14 protein-coding genes are annotated in these 18,574 nt (G+C 77.5%); 11 read left to right on the top strand and 3 right to left on the bottom strand.

Translation table 11 applies throughout. From position 1 onward, the window contains the following. Nucleotides 1-87 precede the first annotated feature (87 nt). Both D7M15_RS24455 and D7M15_RS24460 read right to left on the bottom strand, forming a co-directional pair. Complete coding sequence (locus D7M15_RS24455; protein WP_121519478.1) at nucleotides 88-981, bottom strand: (2Fe-2S)-binding protein; 894 nt, start codon at nucleotides 979-981, stop codon at nucleotides 88-90. Nucleotides 982-1,196: 215 nt separating this feature from the next. Continuing rightward, nucleotides 1,197-1,988, bottom strand: coding sequence for a hypothetical protein (locus tag D7M15_RS24460; protein ID WP_121521326.1), 792 nt, complete (start codon nucleotides 1,986-1,988; stop codon nucleotides 1,197-1,199). Nucleotides 1,989-2,333: 345 nt separating this feature from the next. Here D7M15_RS24460 and D7M15_RS24465 point away from each other — a divergent pair, with 345 nt between their 5' ends. From D7M15_RS24465 to D7M15_RS24505, 9 genes are all read left to right on the top strand, one after another. Continuing rightward, the gene (locus D7M15_RS24465; RefSeq protein WP_240649459.1) at nucleotides 2,334-3,506 is read left to right on the top strand and encodes a DUF3344 domain-containing protein; all 1,173 of its coding nucleotides are present in this window, start codon (nucleotides 2,334-2,336) and stop codon (nucleotides 3,504-3,506) included. Between the two features lie 81 nt (nucleotides 3,507-3,587). Then, nucleotides 3,588-4,967 (top strand): glycosyltransferase family 4 protein, encoded by a 1,380-nt coding sequence (locus D7M15_RS24470; protein ID WP_240649460.1) that lies wholly within the window; start codon nucleotides 3,588-3,590, stop codon nucleotides 4,965-4,967. Then, complete coding sequence (locus D7M15_RS24475; protein ID WP_121519480.1) at nucleotides 4,964-6,547, top strand: exopolysaccharide biosynthesis polyprenyl glycosylphosphotransferase; 1,584 nt, start codon at nucleotides 4,964-4,966, stop codon at nucleotides 6,545-6,547. Before D7M15_RS24470 ends, D7M15_RS24475 begins: the two co-directional genes overlap by 4 nt. Before the next feature lie 143 nt (nucleotides 6,548-6,690). Further along, a complete protein-coding gene (locus D7M15_RS24480) occupies nucleotides 6,691-8,070 on the top strand; it encodes an O-antigen ligase family protein (RefSeq protein WP_240649730.1) in 1,380 nt (459 codons plus the stop codon). Next, entirely contained in the window at nucleotides 8,067-9,914 is a 1,848-nt protein-coding gene (locus D7M15_RS24485) for a lipid II flippase MurJ (RefSeq protein WP_206337413.1), read from the top strand. Before D7M15_RS24480 ends, D7M15_RS24485 begins: the two co-directional genes overlap by 4 nt. Nucleotides 9,915-9,993: 79 nt before the next feature. Next, a complete protein-coding gene (locus D7M15_RS24490; protein WP_121521334.1) occupies nucleotides 9,994-10,725 on the top strand; it encodes a polysaccharide deacetylase family protein in 732 nt (243 codons plus the stop codon). Then, nucleotides 10,722-12,014, top strand: a complete 1,293-nt coding sequence (locus tag D7M15_RS24495) for a glycosyltransferase (protein WP_121519481.1) — start codon at nucleotides 10,722-10,724, stop codon at nucleotides 12,012-12,014. The genes D7M15_RS24490 and D7M15_RS24495 overlap by 4 nt, the downstream gene beginning before the upstream one ends. A 14-nt stretch (nucleotides 12,015-12,028) precedes the next feature. Next, complete coding sequence (locus D7M15_RS28795; protein ID WP_206337414.1) at nucleotides 12,029-13,186, top strand: hypothetical protein; 1,158 nt, start codon at nucleotides 12,029-12,031, stop codon at nucleotides 13,184-13,186. Next, nucleotides 13,183-14,382, top strand: a complete 1,200-nt coding sequence (locus D7M15_RS24505) for a GNAT family N-acetyltransferase (protein WP_121519482.1) — start codon at nucleotides 13,183-13,185, stop codon at nucleotides 14,380-14,382. The genes D7M15_RS28795 and D7M15_RS24505 overlap by 4 nt, the downstream gene beginning before the upstream one ends. A 50-nt stretch (nucleotides 14,383-14,432) precedes the next feature. On the opposite strand, the gene D7M15_RS24510 is transcribed toward D7M15_RS24505, so the two are convergent. After that, the gene (locus D7M15_RS24510; protein ID WP_121519483.1) at nucleotides 14,433-15,755 is read right to left on the bottom strand and encodes a glycosyl hydrolase; all 1,323 of its coding nucleotides are present in this window, start codon (nucleotides 15,753-15,755) and stop codon (nucleotides 14,433-14,435) included. Nucleotides 15,756-15,847: 92 nt separating this feature from the next. Here D7M15_RS24510 and D7M15_RS24515 point away from each other — a divergent pair, with 92 nt between their 5' ends. Next, on the top strand, nucleotides 15,848-17,281 hold the full coding sequence (locus D7M15_RS24515) for an ATP-grasp domain-containing protein (protein ID WP_206337415.1): 1,434 nt from the start codon (nucleotides 15,848-15,850) through the stop codon (nucleotides 17,279-17,281). Continuing rightward, on the top strand, nucleotides 17,266-18,519 hold the full coding sequence (locus D7M15_RS24520) for an NAD(P)-binding domain-containing protein (protein ID WP_121519484.1): 1,254 nt from the start codon (nucleotides 17,266-17,268) through the stop codon (nucleotides 18,517-18,519). The genes D7M15_RS24515 and D7M15_RS24520 overlap by 16 nt, the downstream gene beginning before the upstream one ends. The last annotated feature ends 55 nt before the right edge of the window (nucleotides 18,520-18,574 follow it).

The following is an 18,574-nucleotide window of genomic DNA, read 5'->3' on the forward strand; positions in this document are numbered from 1 at the left end:
ACGGTGCGCCGCCGCAGGCGTTTTCCCCGCAAGTCGCCGCCAACGGGCGTCACCCGACGCGGATCAGGGCGTTCTCCGTCGAACTGGCTAGCGTGTGCGGGCCGTTCGCTCGATTCTTTCGGCGTCGCAGGTGCGCGGACACGTCCCGCAGGCGTCGTCGGGGCGGAGGGTGTAGTAGAAGCAGCAGCTGGCCCGGTCCCGGGTCGGCAGCGCCTCGCCCGCGGGCCCGCGCAGCTCCCGGAAGGCCGCGCCGCGCGTGTACGGCGGAGTGCCGCCGGGCAGCAGCAGCCCGGCCTCGGTCACGGCCCGCCGCTCCTCGCCGACCAGCGTGCCGAGGTGCCACAGCCCCTCGGCGAGGTCGTCGGTCGCCGTACCCCACAGCGCCCGCCGCCCGCGCCGCATCCGCGGCCCGAACGCGTCCAGCACCGGCCCGAGGTGCCCGGCCACGGACGTACGGACCTCCGCGCGCAGCGCCGCCTCGTCCGGTACGGTGCGCGCGCCGGGGAGCACCGCCGCCGGGTCGCCGGGGAGGCACGCGAAGTCCCGTACGGATACGGCGAGTCGGCCGCGCGCCGGGTGGAACGAGACGGATTCCGGGGGGAGTCGGGGCACCCGGCGGTGCAGGAACCAGGGGGTGGTGACGAGCAGGCAGACGGGCCACACGTACCGGTGCAGCGCGAATCCGGCGACGACGTCGGGGCGCGCCTCCCGGCCGTGGTCGCGTACGACCTGCTCGGCGTCGTACGTGAGGAAGGCGTCCAACGTCGGCCCGTCCGTGGCCAGTTGGACGGCGGACACCCAGCCGTCACCGGTCGGCGGCACGGCGCTCTCGACGACGAGCGGGTCGGGGAGCACCTCGGCCAGCCGGGCGTACGCGGCGGCGACCGGCGACTGCCCGGGGGAGGGAACGGGAGCGGGAACGGCAGGGGAAACGGGAGCGGGCGGAGTGGCGGGAGTGGGTGCGGACGCGGGGACGGGCATGAGGCGGCCACCGGTTCGACGGGTGAAGGCAGGTAAGGCTTACCTTACCCCGAGGGGTCCGCTCCGCCACCCCCACGCGTACGCGTTCCGTGGCGAGGGGCGCCCGGCGCCACGTACGGAGGCCGCCGCGCGCGGGGCGCGCGAGCGGCGTACCCGACGCGCCCGCCGGGGTGGCGCCGTCGCGCGCCGTCGACGCGCCGCGCTCCGGGGCCCGTTCAGGCGTCAGCGAGCTGCGGCTCCAGCCAGACGGGGACGCCGCCGAGCAGCCGGAACAGGCGCCGCGCCTCCGCCCGCAGCCGGGTGGCCTCCTCGGCCTTCGGGGAGTGGGCGTCGGCCAGGGCGACCAGCGCCGGTGCCATGCCGACGAGGAAGCCGAGGCGCTCGCGCAGGTGCAGCGACTCGCTGAACCCGTGGCGTGCCTCGGCCAGTTCGCCGTCCCGCAGTGCCAGCCCGGCGAGATGGCGCCACGTGAACGAGCGCAGCAGCGTGTTGCCGTGGGCGGTGGCGCCCGCGTGGGCGCGGCGGTAAGCGGCCTTCGCCGCCTGCGGGTTGTCGCCCAGGTTCTCCGCCACGAGGCCGCGCCGGAAGTCCAGCAGCGCGCGCCCCTCCGACGTCGGCGCGAGCAGCGCGGCCGCCCTGCCGAGTGCCGCGCGGGCCTCGTCGGCGCGGTCGCGCGCCTTCAGCACGGTCGACGCGTACGCCAGGTGCCCGCGCTCGCACGCCGCCGTGCCGCGTTCGTCGTCGTCCCGCGCCACCGCCTCCGCCGTGCGGAGCGCGTCCTCCGCCGCCGCCCAGCCCTGCGCCGTGTACATGCAGCGCTCGACGAGGAGTGCCGCCCTGTGCTGCGCCGCCGCGAACTCGCCCGCCGCGCGCGGTTCGAGCAGTGCGGCCGCGTCGTCCCAGCAGCCGCGCGAACGCAGCCGCCACACGGCCCGTTCCGACGGGGTGTCCCCGCCGAACGTGGCCGGAGGTTGCTCCTCGGCCTCCCGTACAACCGGACGTGACATGGCGGTCTCCGCCACAGTGCCCTCCCCAAGCGCGCCGTCGAGCCGGATCGTGAAACGCATCACAGCACGAACCGGGGCACCCCGCCAAGAGAAAGTGTGAAGCGATTCACAAAGTTTTACTCTTGGTGGCCGTCTGCCAAGTCCTCAGCGACGCGTGCCAGGTGGGAGCGGCGGAGCCGTTCGCCGAGCGCCGGGGCGGGGTGTCGGGGAGCCCCACCGAACAGAATGGTTATGCGACTAATCATCCGCAGCTGCGGCATGACATGAAGCTTGCGTGGCTTACGTGATTTTCACCATTCCTTCTGTCACGGTTTGCCCCGATCCATACGAGATTTCGGAGGCGTCGTGCGTCGAGTCACGGGTAAGAGCCGGGTGTTCAGCGGCCGTACCGGCAGCAGCCGGGCCACCTGGAGCGTGCTGTGCTCGCTGGCGGTACTGGCCGTCCCCGCGGCCGCCGTCGCCGCGCCGCCCGCTCCCGCCGCCGCACCCGCCCCCGGCGCGGACCCCGGCCGCGTCCCCTTCACCAGCCGCTACGAGGCCGTGCAGCACGGCGGCATCGTCCGCGCCGCCAACTCGGCGGTCACCTGCGTGCGTACGGCCGTCAGCGGCGCCCCCGGCTGCCCCGACCCGCGCACGGGCGGCGCGGGCCGCAACGGCGACTACGAGCTGACGTACGTCGACGTGGACCGCGACCGCAACACGTACAACTCCAGCCGCGCCCGCCTGAGTCTGCCCACCGGCTCGAAGGTCAGCCACGCCCGCCTGTACTGGGGCGGCAACCTGCGCGTCGGCGAGCAGAAGCCCGCGAAGGACAACGGCCGCGTGCTCCTCGCCGAGGAGGGCGGCAGCTACAAGGAGGTCCGCGCCGACTCGGTCGCGCACCGCACCACCGGCGCGTGGGACGCGTACGCGGCCTCGGCGGACGTCACGAAGCTGGTGCGGCGCAGCGGTTCGGGCGCGTACACCGTCGGGCAGCTGAACGTCGCCAAGGGCCACTCCCGCGCGGGCGCCTGGGGCGGCTGGACGCTCGTCGTCGCGTACGAGAACCCGCGCGAGCCGCTGCGCCGCCTCGCCCTGTGGGACGGCCGCACCGCGACCGCCGCCGTCGAGGGCACCCGTTCGCTGCGCGTCGACGGGTTCCGCGTGCCGCGCGGCGCCCGGGGCAGCGTGGGGCTGGTCGCGTACAACGGCGACCGGGGCGCGACCGGCGACTCGGTGACCGTGGGGCGTACGGGCGGCCGCGCACCGGGCGTACGGCTGCACGACGCGGCCAACCCCGCGACGGACGTGCTGAACTCGACGATCTCCGACCACGGCCGCACGGACGGCGCCGGGCGTGAGCCCGCGCACCCGAACACCCTCGGCCTCGACTCCGACGTCATGGACCTGACGCCCGCCCTCCGGGACGGCGCGGACGGTTCCGGACTGACCTTCCGCTTCCGTTCCGGCGCCGAGGGCTACCAGCTGGGGGCGCTGTTCCTCCAGGCCCGCGTCCCGGACCGCGCCTCCGGGCGCTGACCCCGCGCGCGGTCCGCGTGACACCCGCGTGACCGTACGTCCGCTCCGACTCCCGTTCCTTCCGCATGTGGAGAGGTACGCGTGCAGCGACTCCTTCGACACAGCCAACGGTTGACCGTGCTCCACGTCGCCCAGCCCACCACGGGCGGCGTGGCCCGCGTCGTGGCCCAACTGGCGCGCGCCCAACGCCGGGACGGCCACCGCGTCCTCGTCGCCTGCCCGCCCGACGGCCCGCTGAGCGCCGCCGCCGGGGCGGCCGGGGCGGAGGTGCTGCCCTGGCGGGCGGTCCGCGAACCGGGCCCCGGGCTGGCGCGGGAGGTGGCCGACGTGGCCCGGCTCGTCCGCGACACCGGCCCGGACCTGGTGCACGCGCACAGCGCCAAGGCGGGGCTGGCCGCGCGGCTCGCGGTGCGCGGCCGTACGCCCACCGTGTACCAGCCGCACGCCTGGCCGTTCGAGGCGGTCACCGGCACGCGCGGCGCGCTCGCGCTCCGCTGGGAGCGCCACGCCGCCCGCTGGGCCGCGCGCGTGCTGTGCGTGAGCGACGCCGAACGGCGGCGCGGGGAGCACTCCGGCGTACGCGCCGACTGGGCGCTGGTGCGCAACGGCGTCGACACCGCCCACTTCCGCCCCACCGGCCCCTCGGAACGCCGCGCCGCCCGCGCGCGCCTGCGCGCCGAGCACGGCATGCCCGAACGCGGGCCGCTCGTCGTGTGCGTGGGGCGGCTCTGCCGCCAGAAGGGCCAGGACGTGCTGCTGCGCGCCTGGCCCGCGATCGCGGCGCGGGTGCCCGGCGCGCGGCTCGCTTTCGTCGGCGACGGACCGGAACGGCGCGCGCTGCACCGGCTCGCGGACGGGCCGTCCGTGGCCGGGCGGCTGGACGCGTACGGCGGCGCGGGTGCGGGACCGGGCAGGGGCGCGTACGGCGTGGGCGCGCGGGCCGGGACCGTACGCGGGGGAGCGCCCCCGGCGACCGGCGGGCGACCGCTGTTCGCGGGGGAGAGCGACGACGCCGGGTTCTGGTACGCGGCGGCCGACCTCGTCGTCCAGCCCTCGCGCTGGGAGGGCATGGCGCTGGCGCCCCTGGAGGCGATGGCCTGCGGGCGGCCCGTCGTGCTGAGCGACGTCGACGGCGCGGGCGAGAGCCTGCCGCCGGGGCACGCCGGGCCGTGCCTCGTACGGCCGGACGAGCCGGGCGAACTCGCCGGGGCCGTCGGCCGGTTGCTCGCGGACGTACCGCTGCGGACACGGCTCGGCCGGGAGGCGCGGGAGCACGTGCGCGCGGAGCACGACCTGCGCGAGACGACGGCGGCCGTACTGGCGCTGTACGGCGAGGTGTTGGGGGTGGACGCCGCCGCGCTCACCGGGTCCGACGCCTCCGACGAGCCCGACGGGCCCGACAGGGCTGCGGACACGGCGGCGACGCCGTGGCCCGCTCGCGAAGGGGCGGGCGGCAGATGACGGTCGAGAGCACCGGCGCGGTGGGCACCGAGGCGCCGGACACGGACGTACCCGACGCGGGGCCGCCCGGCGCCGCCGGACCGGACACCGCGCCCGCACGCGCGGCGGCCCCGGCCCGCGTCGTGCCCGGCCCGCGCCCCGCACCGGCGCGGGACGCGCGGGCGCCCCGGCGGCACGCCGGGGCCGCGGCGCTCGCCGCCGTGGACTGCGCGGCCGCCGTCGTGGCCGCGCTCGTCGCCTGCGGCGCCGACGGACGCGCCCTCCTCCCCCTCGCCCCCGCCCTCCCCGCGCTGCTGCTCCTGCACGCGCGCGGCGGCCTCTACCGCCCGGTCCTCCTGCCCTCCGCGCTCGACGAACTGCCGCTGCTGCTCGGCCGGTCCGTGCTGACGTGGTGCGTGGCGACGACGTTCGCGGCCGCCGTACGCCCCGGCGCACCCGTCGGCTGGGCCGGGCTGGTCGCCCTCGTGGCGCTCCACGTGACGGCGGGCTGCGCGGGTCGCGGCGCCGTCCACCTCGCGCGCCGCCGCGCCCACCGCCGCAGCCCGCGCGCCACCCTCGTGGTCGGTACGGGGGTCGCGGTACGGCGGGTGGCCGCCGTACTGCACGAGCACCCCGAGTACGGCCTGCGCCCGGTGGGCCTCGCCGACCCGGCGCACCCGACCCCGACCCCCACCTCGGCCCCGACGCACCCGCACGTCCGGGCGCGGGCGGGCGCGACACCCGTGCCGCGCACCCCGGACCCCGTGCTGCGCACCCCGGACGAGGTCGTGCGCGCCGTCGTGCAGAACGCCGTGACCGACGCGGTCGTCACCCGCGCGTACGACGGCGACCCGCAGGACGCCACACTCGCCCTGCTCTGCGCCGAACTCGGCTGCACCGTCTGGCTGGTGGACACCGCACCCGCCTCCGGCACCGCCGTGTGGCGGCGGCACGAGGGCGCCCCGTACGGGCACCTGTGGGGCTTCGGCTGCGTACGCCTGGCCCCGGCGCCGCGCCGCCGGGCGGCACGTGCGGGCAAGCGCGCGCTGGACGTCGCCGTCGCCGCCCTCTGCCTGGTGCTGGCGTCACCGCTGCTGCTGGCGTGCGCGCTGGCCGTACGGATCGCGGACGGGCCGGGCGTCCTCTTCCGGCAGGAGCGCACGGGCGGGGGGTCGCGGGCGTTCGTGATGCTGAAGTTCCGGACGCTGGCGCCCGTGGACGAGCACGAGTCGGCGACGCACTGGAACATCGCGGGCGACCGGCGGCTGAGCCCCGTGGGCCGCTTCCTGCGGCGCACCTCGCTGGACGAGCTGCCGCAGCTGTGGAACGTACTGCGCGGCGACATGAGCCTCGTCGGGCCGCGCCCCGAACGCCCCTTCTACGTCCAGCAGTTCAGCCAGGCGCACGCCGGGTACGCCGCGCGCCACCGGATGCCCGCGGGCGTCACCGGGCTGTCCCAGGTGAACGGTCTGCGCGGCGACACCTCCATCGAGGACCGGGCCCGTCTCGACAACCACTACATCGACACCTGGTCGTTCTGGCAGGACGTCCGCATCCTGCTGCGTACGGCGAGCACCCTGCTGCGTCCCGGGGGCGGCTGACGGTGACCACGGAACGGACCACCGGGACGGCGTGCGACACGGCCCCCGCCGCCCCCTCCGCCGCACCGGCGCCTCCTCGGGTGCCCGCCGCGCGCGCGGGGCACGCCGTGCGCCCCCGCGCGGCGTACGGACCGCCGCCCACGGTGGTGGCGTACGCGCCCGTACTGCCCGCGCTGGCCACCGTCCTGCTGCTCTGCGTCCCCACGGCCGGACCCGACCCCGGCGCCGCCGCCACCTCGCGGATCACGCCCGCCGACGCCGCCTCCGCCGTGCTCGTGCTGTGCTGCGCGGTCACCGTCCTGCGCGGCGGACGGCGGGTGCTGAGCCCCGCCGCCGCGGTCGTACTCGCCGCGCCCGCCGTGGCGTTCGGGCTGGCGGCGGCCGTCGCGGCCGACCCGTACGCCGGGCTGACCGGCTTCTGCCGCTACGCGCAGGTCTTCGTCCTGCTGCCCGCCTCGCTCGTGCTGCTGCTCCGCTCGCGGCGCGACTTCCGGCTGGTGGCGGGCGCCATGGTGGTCCTGGCGCTGGTGCAGGGCGCGATCGGCGTCCACCAGTACGCGACGGGCACGGGCGCCTCGTACGCGGGACGCCCGGTGCGGGCGGTCGGCACGTTCGGGGCGCTCGACGTGATGGGCATGTCCACGGTGGTCGCGTACGGGACGGTGGTGGCGCTCGCCTTCGCGCTCGCGCCGCCCGCGGGCGCGCCCCGCTGGTTCCGTGGTGCCGCGCTGGGCTGCGCGGCGGCGCTCGCGGTGCCGCTGGCGGTGTCGTTCAGCCGGGGCGCGTGGATCGCCACCGGGCTGGCGGCGCTCGTGATGCTGCTGCTCACCGGCGTACGCCGCGCGCTGCGGGTGCTGGCGGTCGTGCTCGCCGCCGCCGTGGTGCTGGTCGGCGGCGCCGGGGTCGGCACCGAGCTGATCGGCGAGCGGCTGAGCAGCATCACCCGGGTGACGGCGGCGCCTGACCGCTCCGTCACCGACCGGTACGCGATGTGGGACGCGGCGGTGAGCATGTGGCGCGACGCCCCGGTGGCGGGCGTCGGACTGAAGGGCTTCCCCGAACACCGGGACGGGCACGCCTCGTTGGGGCTGTCCTCGGGCAGCGACACGGCGGGCGCGGGCCAGGACTTCCAGCGGGAGCCGCTCCTGTCGCCGCACAACATGTACCTGCTGCTGCTCAGCGAACAGGGCCTCGCCGGCCTGACGCTCGTCGCGGGCAGCTGGGCCGCGCTGCTGGCGGCCGGGGCGCGGCGGCTCCTGCGGACGCGGCACGCGACACGCGGGCACGGCGGAGAGGACGGGGACGGCGGGGTCCCCGGGGGCCGGGGCTGCGGCCTGGCCGCCGTGGGGCTGCTGGTCTGGCAGGGCGTGGACTTCCTCTACGCGGACATCGGCGGGCCCTCCACCGTGCTGACCGGTGTGCTGCTCGGGCTGGCCGCCTGGTGGGCGTTCGCGCCCGCCGCGGTCGCGCCGCGAGGCGCCGGACCGGGCGGGTACGGCCCGCTCCCGAAGGGCGCGCCGTGACGGCGCCGCGCGGCACGGCCGCCGCGCCCGGCGGGCCCGACGCCTCCGGTGTGCCCGAGGTGTCCGCGTCCGCCGCGTCCGCGTCCGCCGTCGAACCGGCGCGCGAGCGGGGCGGGTTCATCGCCCGCGCCGCCGCCGTCACGGCCGCGCTCACGGCGGCGGGCGCGCTGGCCGGGCTCGTACGCGACCAGACCCTCGCGCACCTCTTCGGCGCGGGCGCCGCCACCGACGCGTTCCTGGTCTCGTGGACGCTCCCCGAGGTCGCCGCGACGCTCCTCATCGAGGACGCCATGGCGCTCGTCCTGGTGCCCGCGTTCAGCCTCGCCCTCTCCCGCCGCGCCGCGACGGCCGTGTCGGCCACACCCGCCACCGAGCGCCCCACCGGGCCCGCCGCGTACGAGGACCCGTCCGCCGTCCCCGACCCCGTACGCGCCCTGCTGGCCGCCACCCTGCCCCGGCTGCTGCTCGTGCTCGGCTGCCTCGCCGCGCTGCTCGCCGCCGGGGCGCCGCTCCTCGTCGACCTGCTCGCCCCCGGGCTGCCGGAGCGCGGTACGGCGGTGGACTGCACGCGGCTGACGGCGTTGACGGTGCTGACGTTCGGCACCGCCGGGTACTTCAGCGCCGCGCTCCGCGCGCACCGGCGCTTCGTACCGCCCGCCGCCATCTACACCGCGTACAACGTCGGCATCGTCGCCACCGTGTGCGTGCTGCACACGGCGTGGGGCGTACGCGCCGCGGCGGCGGGGGTGGCACTCGGCGGGGCGCTGATGGTGCTCGTGCAACTCCCCGCGTTCCTGCGGGCGCTGCCCGTCCGGAACGCCTCCGCGCGCGCGGAGAGCGGAAACCACGATGGCCTCGCGCGCGGGGAGGGCGAGAAAAACGTTCCCGCGCACCCCGCGGACGCACTCTCCGCCGCCGGAGCGGTGGTCGTCCCCGTGGTGCTGTTCGCCCTCACCCGGCAGGCGCAGGTGCTGGTCGAGCGCTTCCTCGCCTCCTCGCTGCCCGCCGGAGCGATCTCGCACCTCAACTACGCGCAGAAGGTCGCGCAGATCCCCATGGTGCTGTCGCTGATGCTGTGCACCGTCACGTTCCCGGTGGTCGCCCGCGCGCTCGCGGACGGCGAACCGGAACGGGCCCGCAGCCGCGTACGCCGCGACCTGACGCTGGCCGCGCTCGTCGTGCTGCTCGGCGCCGCGTACGTCGTCGCGTACGCCCCCCAGATCGTCGAACTCCTCTTCCAGCGCGGCGCCTTCACCGCCGCCGACACCGCCGCCACCGCCTCCGTGATGCGGGTCTACGCGCTGGGCCTGCTCGGGCACAGTCTCGTCGGGGCGCTGGTGCGGCCGTACTTCTCGGCGGGCAGGCCGACCTGGTACCCGGCCGGGGCGATGGCCGCCGGGCTGCTCGTCACCGTCGTCGCCGGGGCGCTGACCGCCGGGCCGTGGGGCGTGTACGGGATCGCCGCCGCCAACGCCGCCGGGATCACCCTCACCGCGGGGCTGCTGCTGCGCGCCCTCGACGCGACGCCGGACCACGCGCCCGCGCGCGCGTCCCGGGACGGGCACGGGCCCGTACGGCGCGCGCGGTACGCCCGTTCCCCGCTGCCCGTGCCCGTCGGGCTGGGCACCGTCCTGCCGACGCTCGCCCGGCTGCTGCTGGCCACCGCCGTGGCCGCCACGGCGGGCTGGGCGGTCGCCCCGCTGTGCGGCGCGGCGCTGCCGTCCGCCGCGGCGGGCGCCCTGGTCGTCCCGGCCGTCTTCGGGGTGACCGCCTTCGCCGCGGGAGTGCCCGAGGTCCCGCAGCTGCTGTCCACCGCCACCCGGAGGTTCCGCCATGACCGCTGACCGGACGACGACCCCGCCACCCGCCCCCGCGCACACCCCGGAATCCGCCGCCACCGGGCGGCCCCGCCCGTGGCTGCTGATGTACCACTCCGTGTCCGACGGCCTCCACGACCCGTACCGCATCGCCGTCTCCCCGGACCGTCTGCGCCGCCAGCTGCGCTGGCTCCGCGCGCGCGGGTTGCGCGGCGTGGGCGTCGCCGAGCTGCTGCGCGCGCGGGCGGCCGGGCACGGCGCCGGGCTCGTGGGGCTGACCTTCGACGACGGCTACCAGGACTTCCTCGACGAGGCCGTCCCGCTGCTCCTCGAACACGGCTGCACGGCCACGGTGTTCGTCCTCCCCGGCCTGCTCGGCGGCAGCAACACCTGGGACCCGCTGGGCCCCCGCCGCCCGCTGCTCACCGAACCGGCCATCCGGGCGGCGGCCGGGGCCGGGATGGAGATCGGCTCGCACGGGCTGCTGCACCGCGACCTGACCGGGGCGGACGACGACGTGCTGCGCGAGGAGACCGCCCGCAGCCGCGCGCTGCTGACGGCCGTCACCGGCGGCCCGGTGGCGGGTTTCTGCTACCCGTACGGCACGGTCGACGCCCGCGCCGTACGCGCCGTACGGGACGCCGGTTACGCGTACGCCTGCGCCATCGACCCCGGCCCCCTCACCGGCCCGCACGCACTGCCGCGCGCGCACGTGGGCGAGCGGGACACCGGCTGGCGGCTGACGCTCAAGCGGCGCCTGCACCCCCTCCGGCGCCGGGCGGGCACCGCGCGCGCGGCGGCGGATCCCGTACGCGGCGGGGCGGGGGCCGGACGATGAGGGTCCTCCAGGTCATCACCGGCCTCGCGGCGGGCGGCGCCGAGCAGCAACTCCGGCTGCTGCTGCGGCACCTGCCCGTGGAGTGCGACGTGGTCACGCTCACCAACCCCGGCCGGGTCGCCGACGGCATCCGCGCCGACGGCACGCGCGTCATCGACCTCGGCATGCGCGGCAACCGAGACCTGACCGCGCTGCCGCGCCTCACCGGCCTGATCCGCGCGGGGGGATATGACCTCGTGCACACGCACCTGTACCGCGCCTGCGTCTACGGCAGGACCGCCGCACGCCTCGCGGGCGTACGGTCGGTCGCCACCGAACACTCCCTCGGGGACGGGCAGATCGAGGGCCGCCCGCTGAACGGCGGAAACCGCGCGCTGTACCTCGCCACCGAACGGTTCGGCGGGACCACCGTCGCCGTGTCCGCCACCGTCGCGGACCGGCTGCGCCGCTGGGGCGTCCCCGACCACCGCGTCCACCTGGTGCCGAACGGGATCGACGGGCGCCGCCTCGCCTTCGACCCGGCCGCGCGCGCCACCGTACGCGCCCGGCTCGGCGTCCCACCCGACGCGGTGGTCGTCGGCGGTGTCGGACGCCTCGTCCCCGGCAAGCGCTTCGACACGCTGCTGCGGGCCCTGCCGCGACTCCCGTACGTGCGGCTGCTGCTCGTCGGTGACGGGCCCGAACGGGACGCCCTGCGGCGGCTCGCGACGGACCTGGGCCTCGCGGACCGGCTGCTGCTGCCCGGCGAGTGCGACGGCGCGGAGGAACCCCCGTACGGGGACGGCGCGGGGCCGGGCGCCACCACCGCGTGGCCGCCGCGGCTGCCCGGGCTCCTCTCCGCCATGGACCTGTTCGTGTCGCCGTCCACGCAGGAGTCGTTCGGGCTGTCCGTCGTGGAGGCGCTGGCGTCCGGGCTGCCCGTGCTCCACCGGGCCTGCCCCGCCGTGGAGGAGGCACCGGCCGAGGAGGCGCCGGGCGCGCGGCGCGTCGGCCCCGGGCCCGACGCGCTGGCGGACGCCGTCCTCGGCGAACTCGCCTCCGGGCTCCGACGCCTGCCGGTGCCGCGGCTGGTGGAGCGCTACGACGTCACGCGCAGCGCGGACGGACTGATGTCCGTGTACGAGCGCGCTCTCGCCTCCCCTCCGCGCGGGCGCCCCGCCCGCGCGGAGCGGCACACCCCCACGGCGGCGGCGACCCGGAATCCGCGCCCCGCGCGCGCGGAGGGCATCCCGCGCCGTATCCGTCGTACCCGCCGTCCGCTCCGGACGACCGACACAGCCGAAAGGTGAGCACTGTGAGCACCGTGGGCACTGCCCCGCCGGAGACGGCCGAGCCGGACGCCGACACGTCCCCGCCGCCCGCACCCCGGCCCCCGCGTCCCCCGCGCCGCGTCCTCGCGCGCCTGCGGCGCATCCTGCGCACCCTCCGGCCGCCCCGGCGCCCGCGCCTGCACGAGCGGCTCCGCGTACGGCGCCGTACGTCGGGACGGCCGCGCGTACGGGTCCGGGTGCCGCTCCCGCCCGTCCGCCGCCTCCGGCGCGTACGCCCGCCGCGCTGGTGGCCGCTGGCCGCGTGCGTCGCCCTGGGCGCCGCCGGGGGAGCGGCGTACGGACAGTTCACGCCGCCGAGCTACAGCGCCACCAGCTACGTCGCCGTCGTGCCCGCCAAGAACGCCGACCCGGCGTCCGCCCTCGGCTTCGCCCAGGCGTACGGCCGGATCGCCACCGGCGGCGCCGTACTGGCCGGTGCGCGCGCGGAGACCGGAAAGCCGCTGAGCGTGCTGGAGAAGGACGTCCAGGCGGTCACGTCACCGGACGCGCCGCTGATCGAGATCAGCGGTACGGCCGCCCGCCCGGCGGGGGCCGCCACCGTCGCCAACGCGGTGGCCGGTTCGCTCACCCGCGTCGCCAACCGGAGCGCCGAGCGGACGGAGGTGCGGCTGACCGTCTTCGCCGCCGCGCGCGCGCCGAGCGCGCCGAGTTCGCCGTCCACGCCGCTGGCCGTCGCGGTGGGCGGCTGCGCGGGCGGCCTCTGCGGCGCCCTGCTGCTGCTCGTACGTCCCACGCGGCGCGCGCGGGACGACGACCGCTGGGACGGGGCGGGCGGTCACGGCGGCGAGGGCGGGCAGCGGGCGGACCACCTGCCGCCCGCACCGTCCCCCACGCCCTCACCCGCACCCGTACCGGAGCCGACCGCGCCGCGGCCGGACGACGGCGCACCGGCCGCCGACGGGGCGGCGCCGACCGCCGCACGGGAGACCTCCGCGTCCGGCACCTCCGCGCCAGGGACCTCCGCTTCGGGCACCGGCACCGGCCTGGCCCGCCAGGCGCGGCGGCGCGTACCGATGCGGGAACTGCGCAGGCAGCGGCTGGAGTCCGGCTCCCGCCGCGCCCCAGGGAACGTCGCAGACGCGGCGGCCACCGGCACCGCCACCGGCTCCACGGCGGTGGAGCGCCGATGACCAGCACACCCGCCCCCGCCCGCACCCCCGCCCCGGCGACCCCGGTCACCACCACCGTGACGACCACGGCGACGCTCTGCCGCGACCCGGCCGCGTTCGCCGCGCTCGCGCCCGAGTGGGACGCCCTGTACGCCCGTTGCCCCGGCGCCACCCCCTTCCAGACGCACGCCTGGCTGCACTCGTGGTGGCTGTCGTACGGCGTACGCGGACGCCTGCGGCTGCTGCTCGTGCGCAGCGGCGGCCGCCTCGTGGGCGTGGCGCCGCTGATGTGCGTGTACCGGCCGTTCCCCGTACTGGTGCCCCTCGGCGGGGACATCACCGACTTCCTCGACGTGCTCGTGGACGCCGACCGGGCCGACGTCGCGCTGCGCGCCATGGAGCGCGGCCTGCGCCGGGCGGCGCGCGGCGCGCTCGTGGACCTGCGGGAGGTACGGCCCGGGGGAGCCGCCGAACGGCTCCACAACCGCTGGCAGGGCGCGCGCCGACGGCTGGACGACTCCGTCTGCCTCGAACTCCCCGGCGTGCCCCTCGAGGACCTGCTCCGGCGCATGCCCGGCACCAGCGCCCGCCGGACCCGCGGGAAGCTCCGCAGGCTCGCCCGCCTCGACCTCGAGGAACGGGACGTGCCGCAGGCCGAGGTCGCGTCGGCCGTCGCCACCCTGCTGCGCCTGCACGGCCTCCAGTGGCGGGGCCGCGGGCTGACGCCCGAGCACGGCAGGCGGCGGTTCGCCGAGCACCTGTCCCGCGCGGCCGTCCGCATGGTCGGCAACGGGGACGCGGTGCTCACCGAGTACCGGGTCGGGGGCGAGGTGCTGGCCACCGACATGACGCTGACGTCGGCGGAGCTGTCCGGCGGCTACCTGTACGGCGCCCACCCCGCGCTCCGCGCCAAGGCGGACATCACGTCGATGCTGCTGCGCCACGACGCGCGGCTCGCGTCGGAGAGCGGCCGCCGCGTGCTGAGCATGCTGCGCGGCACCGAGCCGTACAAGCGCCACTGGCGGCCCGTCGAGGTCACCAACCGGCGCCTGCTGCTGGCCCGTTCGGAACTGGCGCCGCTGCTGCGGCTGTACGCGGGGCTGCTGACCGTACGGCGGCGCCTCGGCCGGGCCGTACGCGAGCACGGCCCGGCCCTGGTCGCCCTGCGCGCGCGGCTGCGCGCACACCGCCCGCGCGCCTTCCGGGCGGACGCGTGAGGGCGGGCGCCGCCGCCCCGCGCGGCCGCGGCCCGGCCGCCGCGCCGGGGTCAGCCGCCGTGGCGGAAGCAGAACCGGCCGCCGCCGAGCAGCTTCTCGACCCACTCACCGAGGTTCAGGCAGAACTCCCGGCCGGCGGGGTGCTCGGGCTTCCACTCCGGCGAACCGCTCGGCCGCGCCTCCGGCGTGCTGGGCGTCGGAGTGGGCGTGGGCGTCGGGGTGGGCGTGGGTGTGGGGGTCGGCTTCGGGGTCGGCCGGGGCTCGGGCGCGGACATCAACGCGCGGAACACCTCGGTCGAGTCCGGGTTGCGCCCGCACCGCCACACGCCGTGCGGGCAGTAGTCGGTGATGGTGTGGTAGACGGGCCGGTGCTTGCGCATCCAGCCGAGCATCCCGCGTACGTACGCGGGATTGTCGCCGCCGCGGAAAAGGCCCCACTCCGGGTACGAGACGGGTTTCCCGTGCCGCGCCGCGAAATCCACCTGGTGCTGGAGACCGTACGGCTGGCGGACGTGCTCGGCGAATTTCCCGCCCGGCGGCTGGTCGTAGGAGTCCATTCCGACGATGTCCACGTAACGGTCGCCCGGGTAGCATTTCGTCCAGCCGATCGCGTCCTCTCCGCGCGACGGGGCGAAATCGAAACGGAACCTCTGCCCCGGCACCGCGCGCATCGCGGTCACGACGCGTCGCCAGTACGCCTTCCACGCCTTCGGGTCGGGCGCGCAGCGGTGCGTGTACGTGACGCCGTTCATCTCCCAGCCCGGGACGAGCACGGTGTCCGCGAGGCCGAGCGCGACGAGCCGTTCGGCCAGCGTGCGGAAGTGCCGGTCGAACCGGCCGTCCGCGCCCGCCCGGAGCAGCCGTGCGACCTCGGCGTCGGGCACGCCCTCCTCGTTCCGCTCCAGCAGCGGCACGTTCAGCACGAACAGGCGGTCCGCGCGCGCGTGGCGCCACTTCGCCCAGGGGCGGAGGAAGTCCGGCTCGCCCTCGATGTTGGACCACAGGTCGCCCGGCAGGTACGTGTGCCCCACGCGCGGTTCACGGCCGTCCAGCCACCGCTTCAGGCCCGCCATGCGCCGTACCCCCTCGGGTCCGGAGCCCAGGAACGCGCCGAACGGCACGTCACGCGCCGCCCGTTCGGCGCTCCCGTCGGCGGGGCCGCCCGCGGGCGCGCCCGGTGCGCCTCCGGCGGGCCGCTGCCTTTCCCCGCCGGGGAGTTCCCCGGTATCGGCGGAAAGCGAAGCGGAATCCCGTGCCGTGCCTTTCCCGTCGGTCCGGCCGTGCTCGGGAACAGGGAGCGCGGTGGTGACGAGCAGACCGGCGGTGAGGGCGCCGAGACAGGCGCCCGTCACGGCCCAGGGCCTGTACGGCATGGTGACTCCTTCGGGAGTGTGATCCGTTCGGCGGTTCCTTTCCGCGACAGTAGACAGCGGAGCCGTTCCACGGACTCCCGGAATGCCCTCTGATGGCCCGAACGAGAACGCCGTCGCCCGCACGGCCCAGCGCGCCGCCCGTTCCCGCCCCGCCCGCTCCGGCCCCGCCCGCGTTGGACACCGCCGTGCCCGCCCTGCTGCTGCGCCTCGACCCGAACCCGTTCCACCACGGCACCCTCGGCGCCGTCAGGTCGCTGGGGCGGGCCGGGGTGGAGGTGCACGCGTTCGTGGAGTCCGCGCGCGATCCCGCCGGGCACTCCCGCCACCTGCGGCGGGCGTACGCGATGCCGCGTGGCGCCGTCACGGCGGAACGGCTCGCCACGGTGCTGCGTCGGACGGCGCGGCTGATCGGGCGGCCCGCGGTGCTCGTGCCGATGGACGACCTGAGCGCCGTGCTCGCCCCCCGGGCGGCCGCGCGCGCGGGCGGCCGTTTCCTGCTGCCCGACCTGCCCGACCTGCCCGACCTGCCCGGCGGCCTCGCCGAACGGGTCGCGGACAAGGAGGCGTTGGCCGCGCTCTGCCGCCTGCTGGACATCCCGCACCCGCGCACGGTGGTGCCCGGGGACGCGGCGGAGGCCGCCGCCGCGACCCGCGCGCTCGGCCCGCCCGTGGTGGCGAAGTGGAGCCGCCCGTGGCTGCTGCCGGGCGCGGCGTCGGGCCTGCGCAGCACCACGCTGGTACGCGATCCGGACGAGGCGCGGCGGCTGTTCGCGCGCGGCCGGGAGGCGGGCAGCAGGCTGCTGCTCCAGGCGCGGGTGCCGGGCGGGCGCGACGCCGACTGGTTCTTCCACGGGTGCCGCACCGCCGACGGCTGGCTGGGCGGCGGCGCCGGACGGAAGGACCTGGCCTGGCCCACGGGCGCCGGACTGACCGCCGTCGGCAGCCGCCTGCCGAACCCGGCGGTGGAGGAGACCGCCGACCGGCTCGCGGCGCACCTCGGCTACCGCGGCATCCTCGACCTGGACTTCCGCTTCGACCCCGGCACAGGCACGTACCACCTGCTGGACTTCAACCCCCGCCCCGGCGCCCAGTTCCGGATCTTCGCGGACGACGGTCCGGGCGGCACCGGCCTGGACGTCGTACGCGCCCTGCACCTGGATCTCACCGGCCGGGCGGCCACCGCGCGCGCGGCGGCCGAACCGCGCGGTGCGCGGGTGTTCGTCGCGGAGAACTACGCGCTGCTGTCCGCCCTTTCGGCACCCCTGGACCTGGCCCGCGCGGTACGGGGGCCCGCGGGCATGCGTACGCGCCGGGAGGGCGCCTGGTTCGCGGGGGACGACCCGGCGCCGTTCGCCGCGATGGCGTGGGCCTGGGGCGGCCACGGCGTCCGGAAGGGGCTGCGCCGCCTGGCGCGGCGTCACCGTACGGACGGCGCGCCCGCCGTCCCCCGAGCGACCCCACAGACCGCACCCACCGCACCCACCGCAACGACGAAGGACGGGAACCAGCCATGCTCGACCTGCTAGTGGTGGGCGCCGGCCCCTACGGGCTGTCCATCGCCTCCCACGCCGCCGCCTCCGGCCTGGACGTCCGGGTGCTGGGCCGCCCGATGGCCTCCTGGCGGGACCACATGCCGCGCGGGATGCTCCTCAAGTCCGAGCCGTGGTCGTCCAACCTGTCCGACCCGGCGGGGGCCCACACCTTCGGCGCCTACTGCGCCACCCTCGGCGTCCGCGCGGAGCACGGCAGTCCGCCGCCCGTCGGCACGTTCACCGACTACGGCATGTGGTTCGCGGAACGCGCCGCGCCGCCCGTCGAGGAACGCGAGGTGACCGCCGTACGGCCCGCCGCGCGGGGGGCGGGTTTCCGGGTCGAGACGGCGGACGGCGACGTGCTGCACGCCCGTACGGTGGCGCTGGCCGTCGGCGTACTGCCGTTCACGCACCTGCCGAAGCCGCTGCGCGGCTTCCCGCCCGAGCTGGTGTCGCACAGCGTCCGGCACAGCGACCTGGCCGCGTTCGCCGGGCGGGACGTCACCGTGGTCGGCGCCGGGCAGGCCGCCCTGGAGACCGCCACGCTGCTGGCCGAGCACGGGGCCGCCGTCCGCCTCGTCGCCCGCACCGGACGGCTCGGCTGGAACACGCCGCCGCAGCCCCTCGAACGCGGCCTGCTGCGTTCCCTCCGCGACCCGCACAGCGGGCTCGGCACCGGCTGGCCGAGCTGGGTGTGGTCCGAGGCGCCGCAGGCCGTACGGGCGCTGCCCGGCGGCCTGCGCAGCCGCATCGTGGGGCGCGCGCTCGGCCCCGCCGGGGCGTGGTGGCTGCGCGAGCGCTTCGAGTCCGCCGTACCGACCCTGCTCGGGCACCGGCTGGTCGCGGCCGCCCCCGTGGACGGCGGGGTACGGCTCCGGCTGGCCGGGGCCGGGGGCGCGCGGTCGGTGCTGGAGACCGGGCACGTGATCGCCGCGACCGGCTTCGCGCCCGGCCTCGGTCGGCTGCGGATGCTGGACCCCGCCCTGCGGGCCGGGCTGCGGACGGTGGCGGGGAGCCGGGCCCCCGAACTGGACGGCCGCTTCCGGTCGTCGTGGCCCGGCCTGTACTTCGCGGGCCTGCTGGCCGCGCCGTCGTTCGGGCCCGCGATGCGCTTCGTGCACGGGGCGTCGTTCACGGCGGCGCGGCTGGTGGAGGGCGTACGGCGGGAGGGCGTACGACGGGAGCGCGGCGGCGCCCGTACGGCGCGGGAGCGCGTGCCCGCGCACGCGTAGCGCCCGCCGCGCGCGGTGCGTACGGGCCCCGGGCCGGTGACCGTGCCGGTGGCCC

The sequence above is a fragment of the Streptomyces sp. Z26 genome (genome assembly GCF_003665095.1).
Lineage (GTDB): Bacteria > Actinomycetota > Actinomycetes > Streptomycetales > Streptomycetaceae > Streptomyces > Streptomyces phytohabitans.

What these genes read in the sequence shown, in the direction of transcription:
- D7M15_RS24505 (WP_121519482.1), top strand. Translation starts at nt 13,183, where the DNA reads ATGACCAGCACACCCGCCCCCGCCCGCACCCCCGCCCCGGCGACCCCG.
- D7M15_RS24490 (WP_121521334.1), top strand. Translation starts at nt 9,994, where the DNA reads ATGTACCACTCCGTGTCCGACGGCCTCCACGACCCGTACCGCATCGCC.
- D7M15_RS24460 (WP_121521326.1), bottom strand. Translation starts at nt 1,988, where the DNA reads ATGTCACGTCCGGTTGTACGGGAGGCCGAGGAGCAACCTCCGGCCACG.
- D7M15_RS24475 (WP_121519480.1), top strand. Translation starts at nt 4,964, where the DNA reads ATGACGGTCGAGAGCACCGGCGCGGTGGGCACCGAGGCGCCGGACACG.
- D7M15_RS24495 (WP_121519481.1), top strand. Translation starts at nt 10,722, where the DNA reads ATGAGGGTCCTCCAGGTCATCACCGGCCTCGCGGCGGGCGGCGCCGAG.
- D7M15_RS24515 (WP_206337415.1), top strand. Translation starts at nt 15,848, where the DNA reads ATGGCCCGAACGAGAACGCCGTCGCCCGCACGGCCCAGCGCGCCGCCC.
- D7M15_RS24510 (WP_121519483.1), bottom strand. Translation starts at nt 15,755, where the DNA reads ATGCCGTACAGGCCCTGGGCCGTGACGGGCGCCTGTCTCGGCGCCCTC.
- D7M15_RS24520 (WP_121519484.1), top strand. Translation starts at nt 17,266, where the DNA reads ATGCTCGACCTGCTAGTGGTGGGCGCCGGCCCCTACGGGCTGTCCATC.
- D7M15_RS24455 (WP_121519478.1), bottom strand. Translation starts at nt 981, where the DNA reads ATGCCCGTCCCCGCGTCCGCACCCACTCCCGCCACTCCGCCCGCTCCC.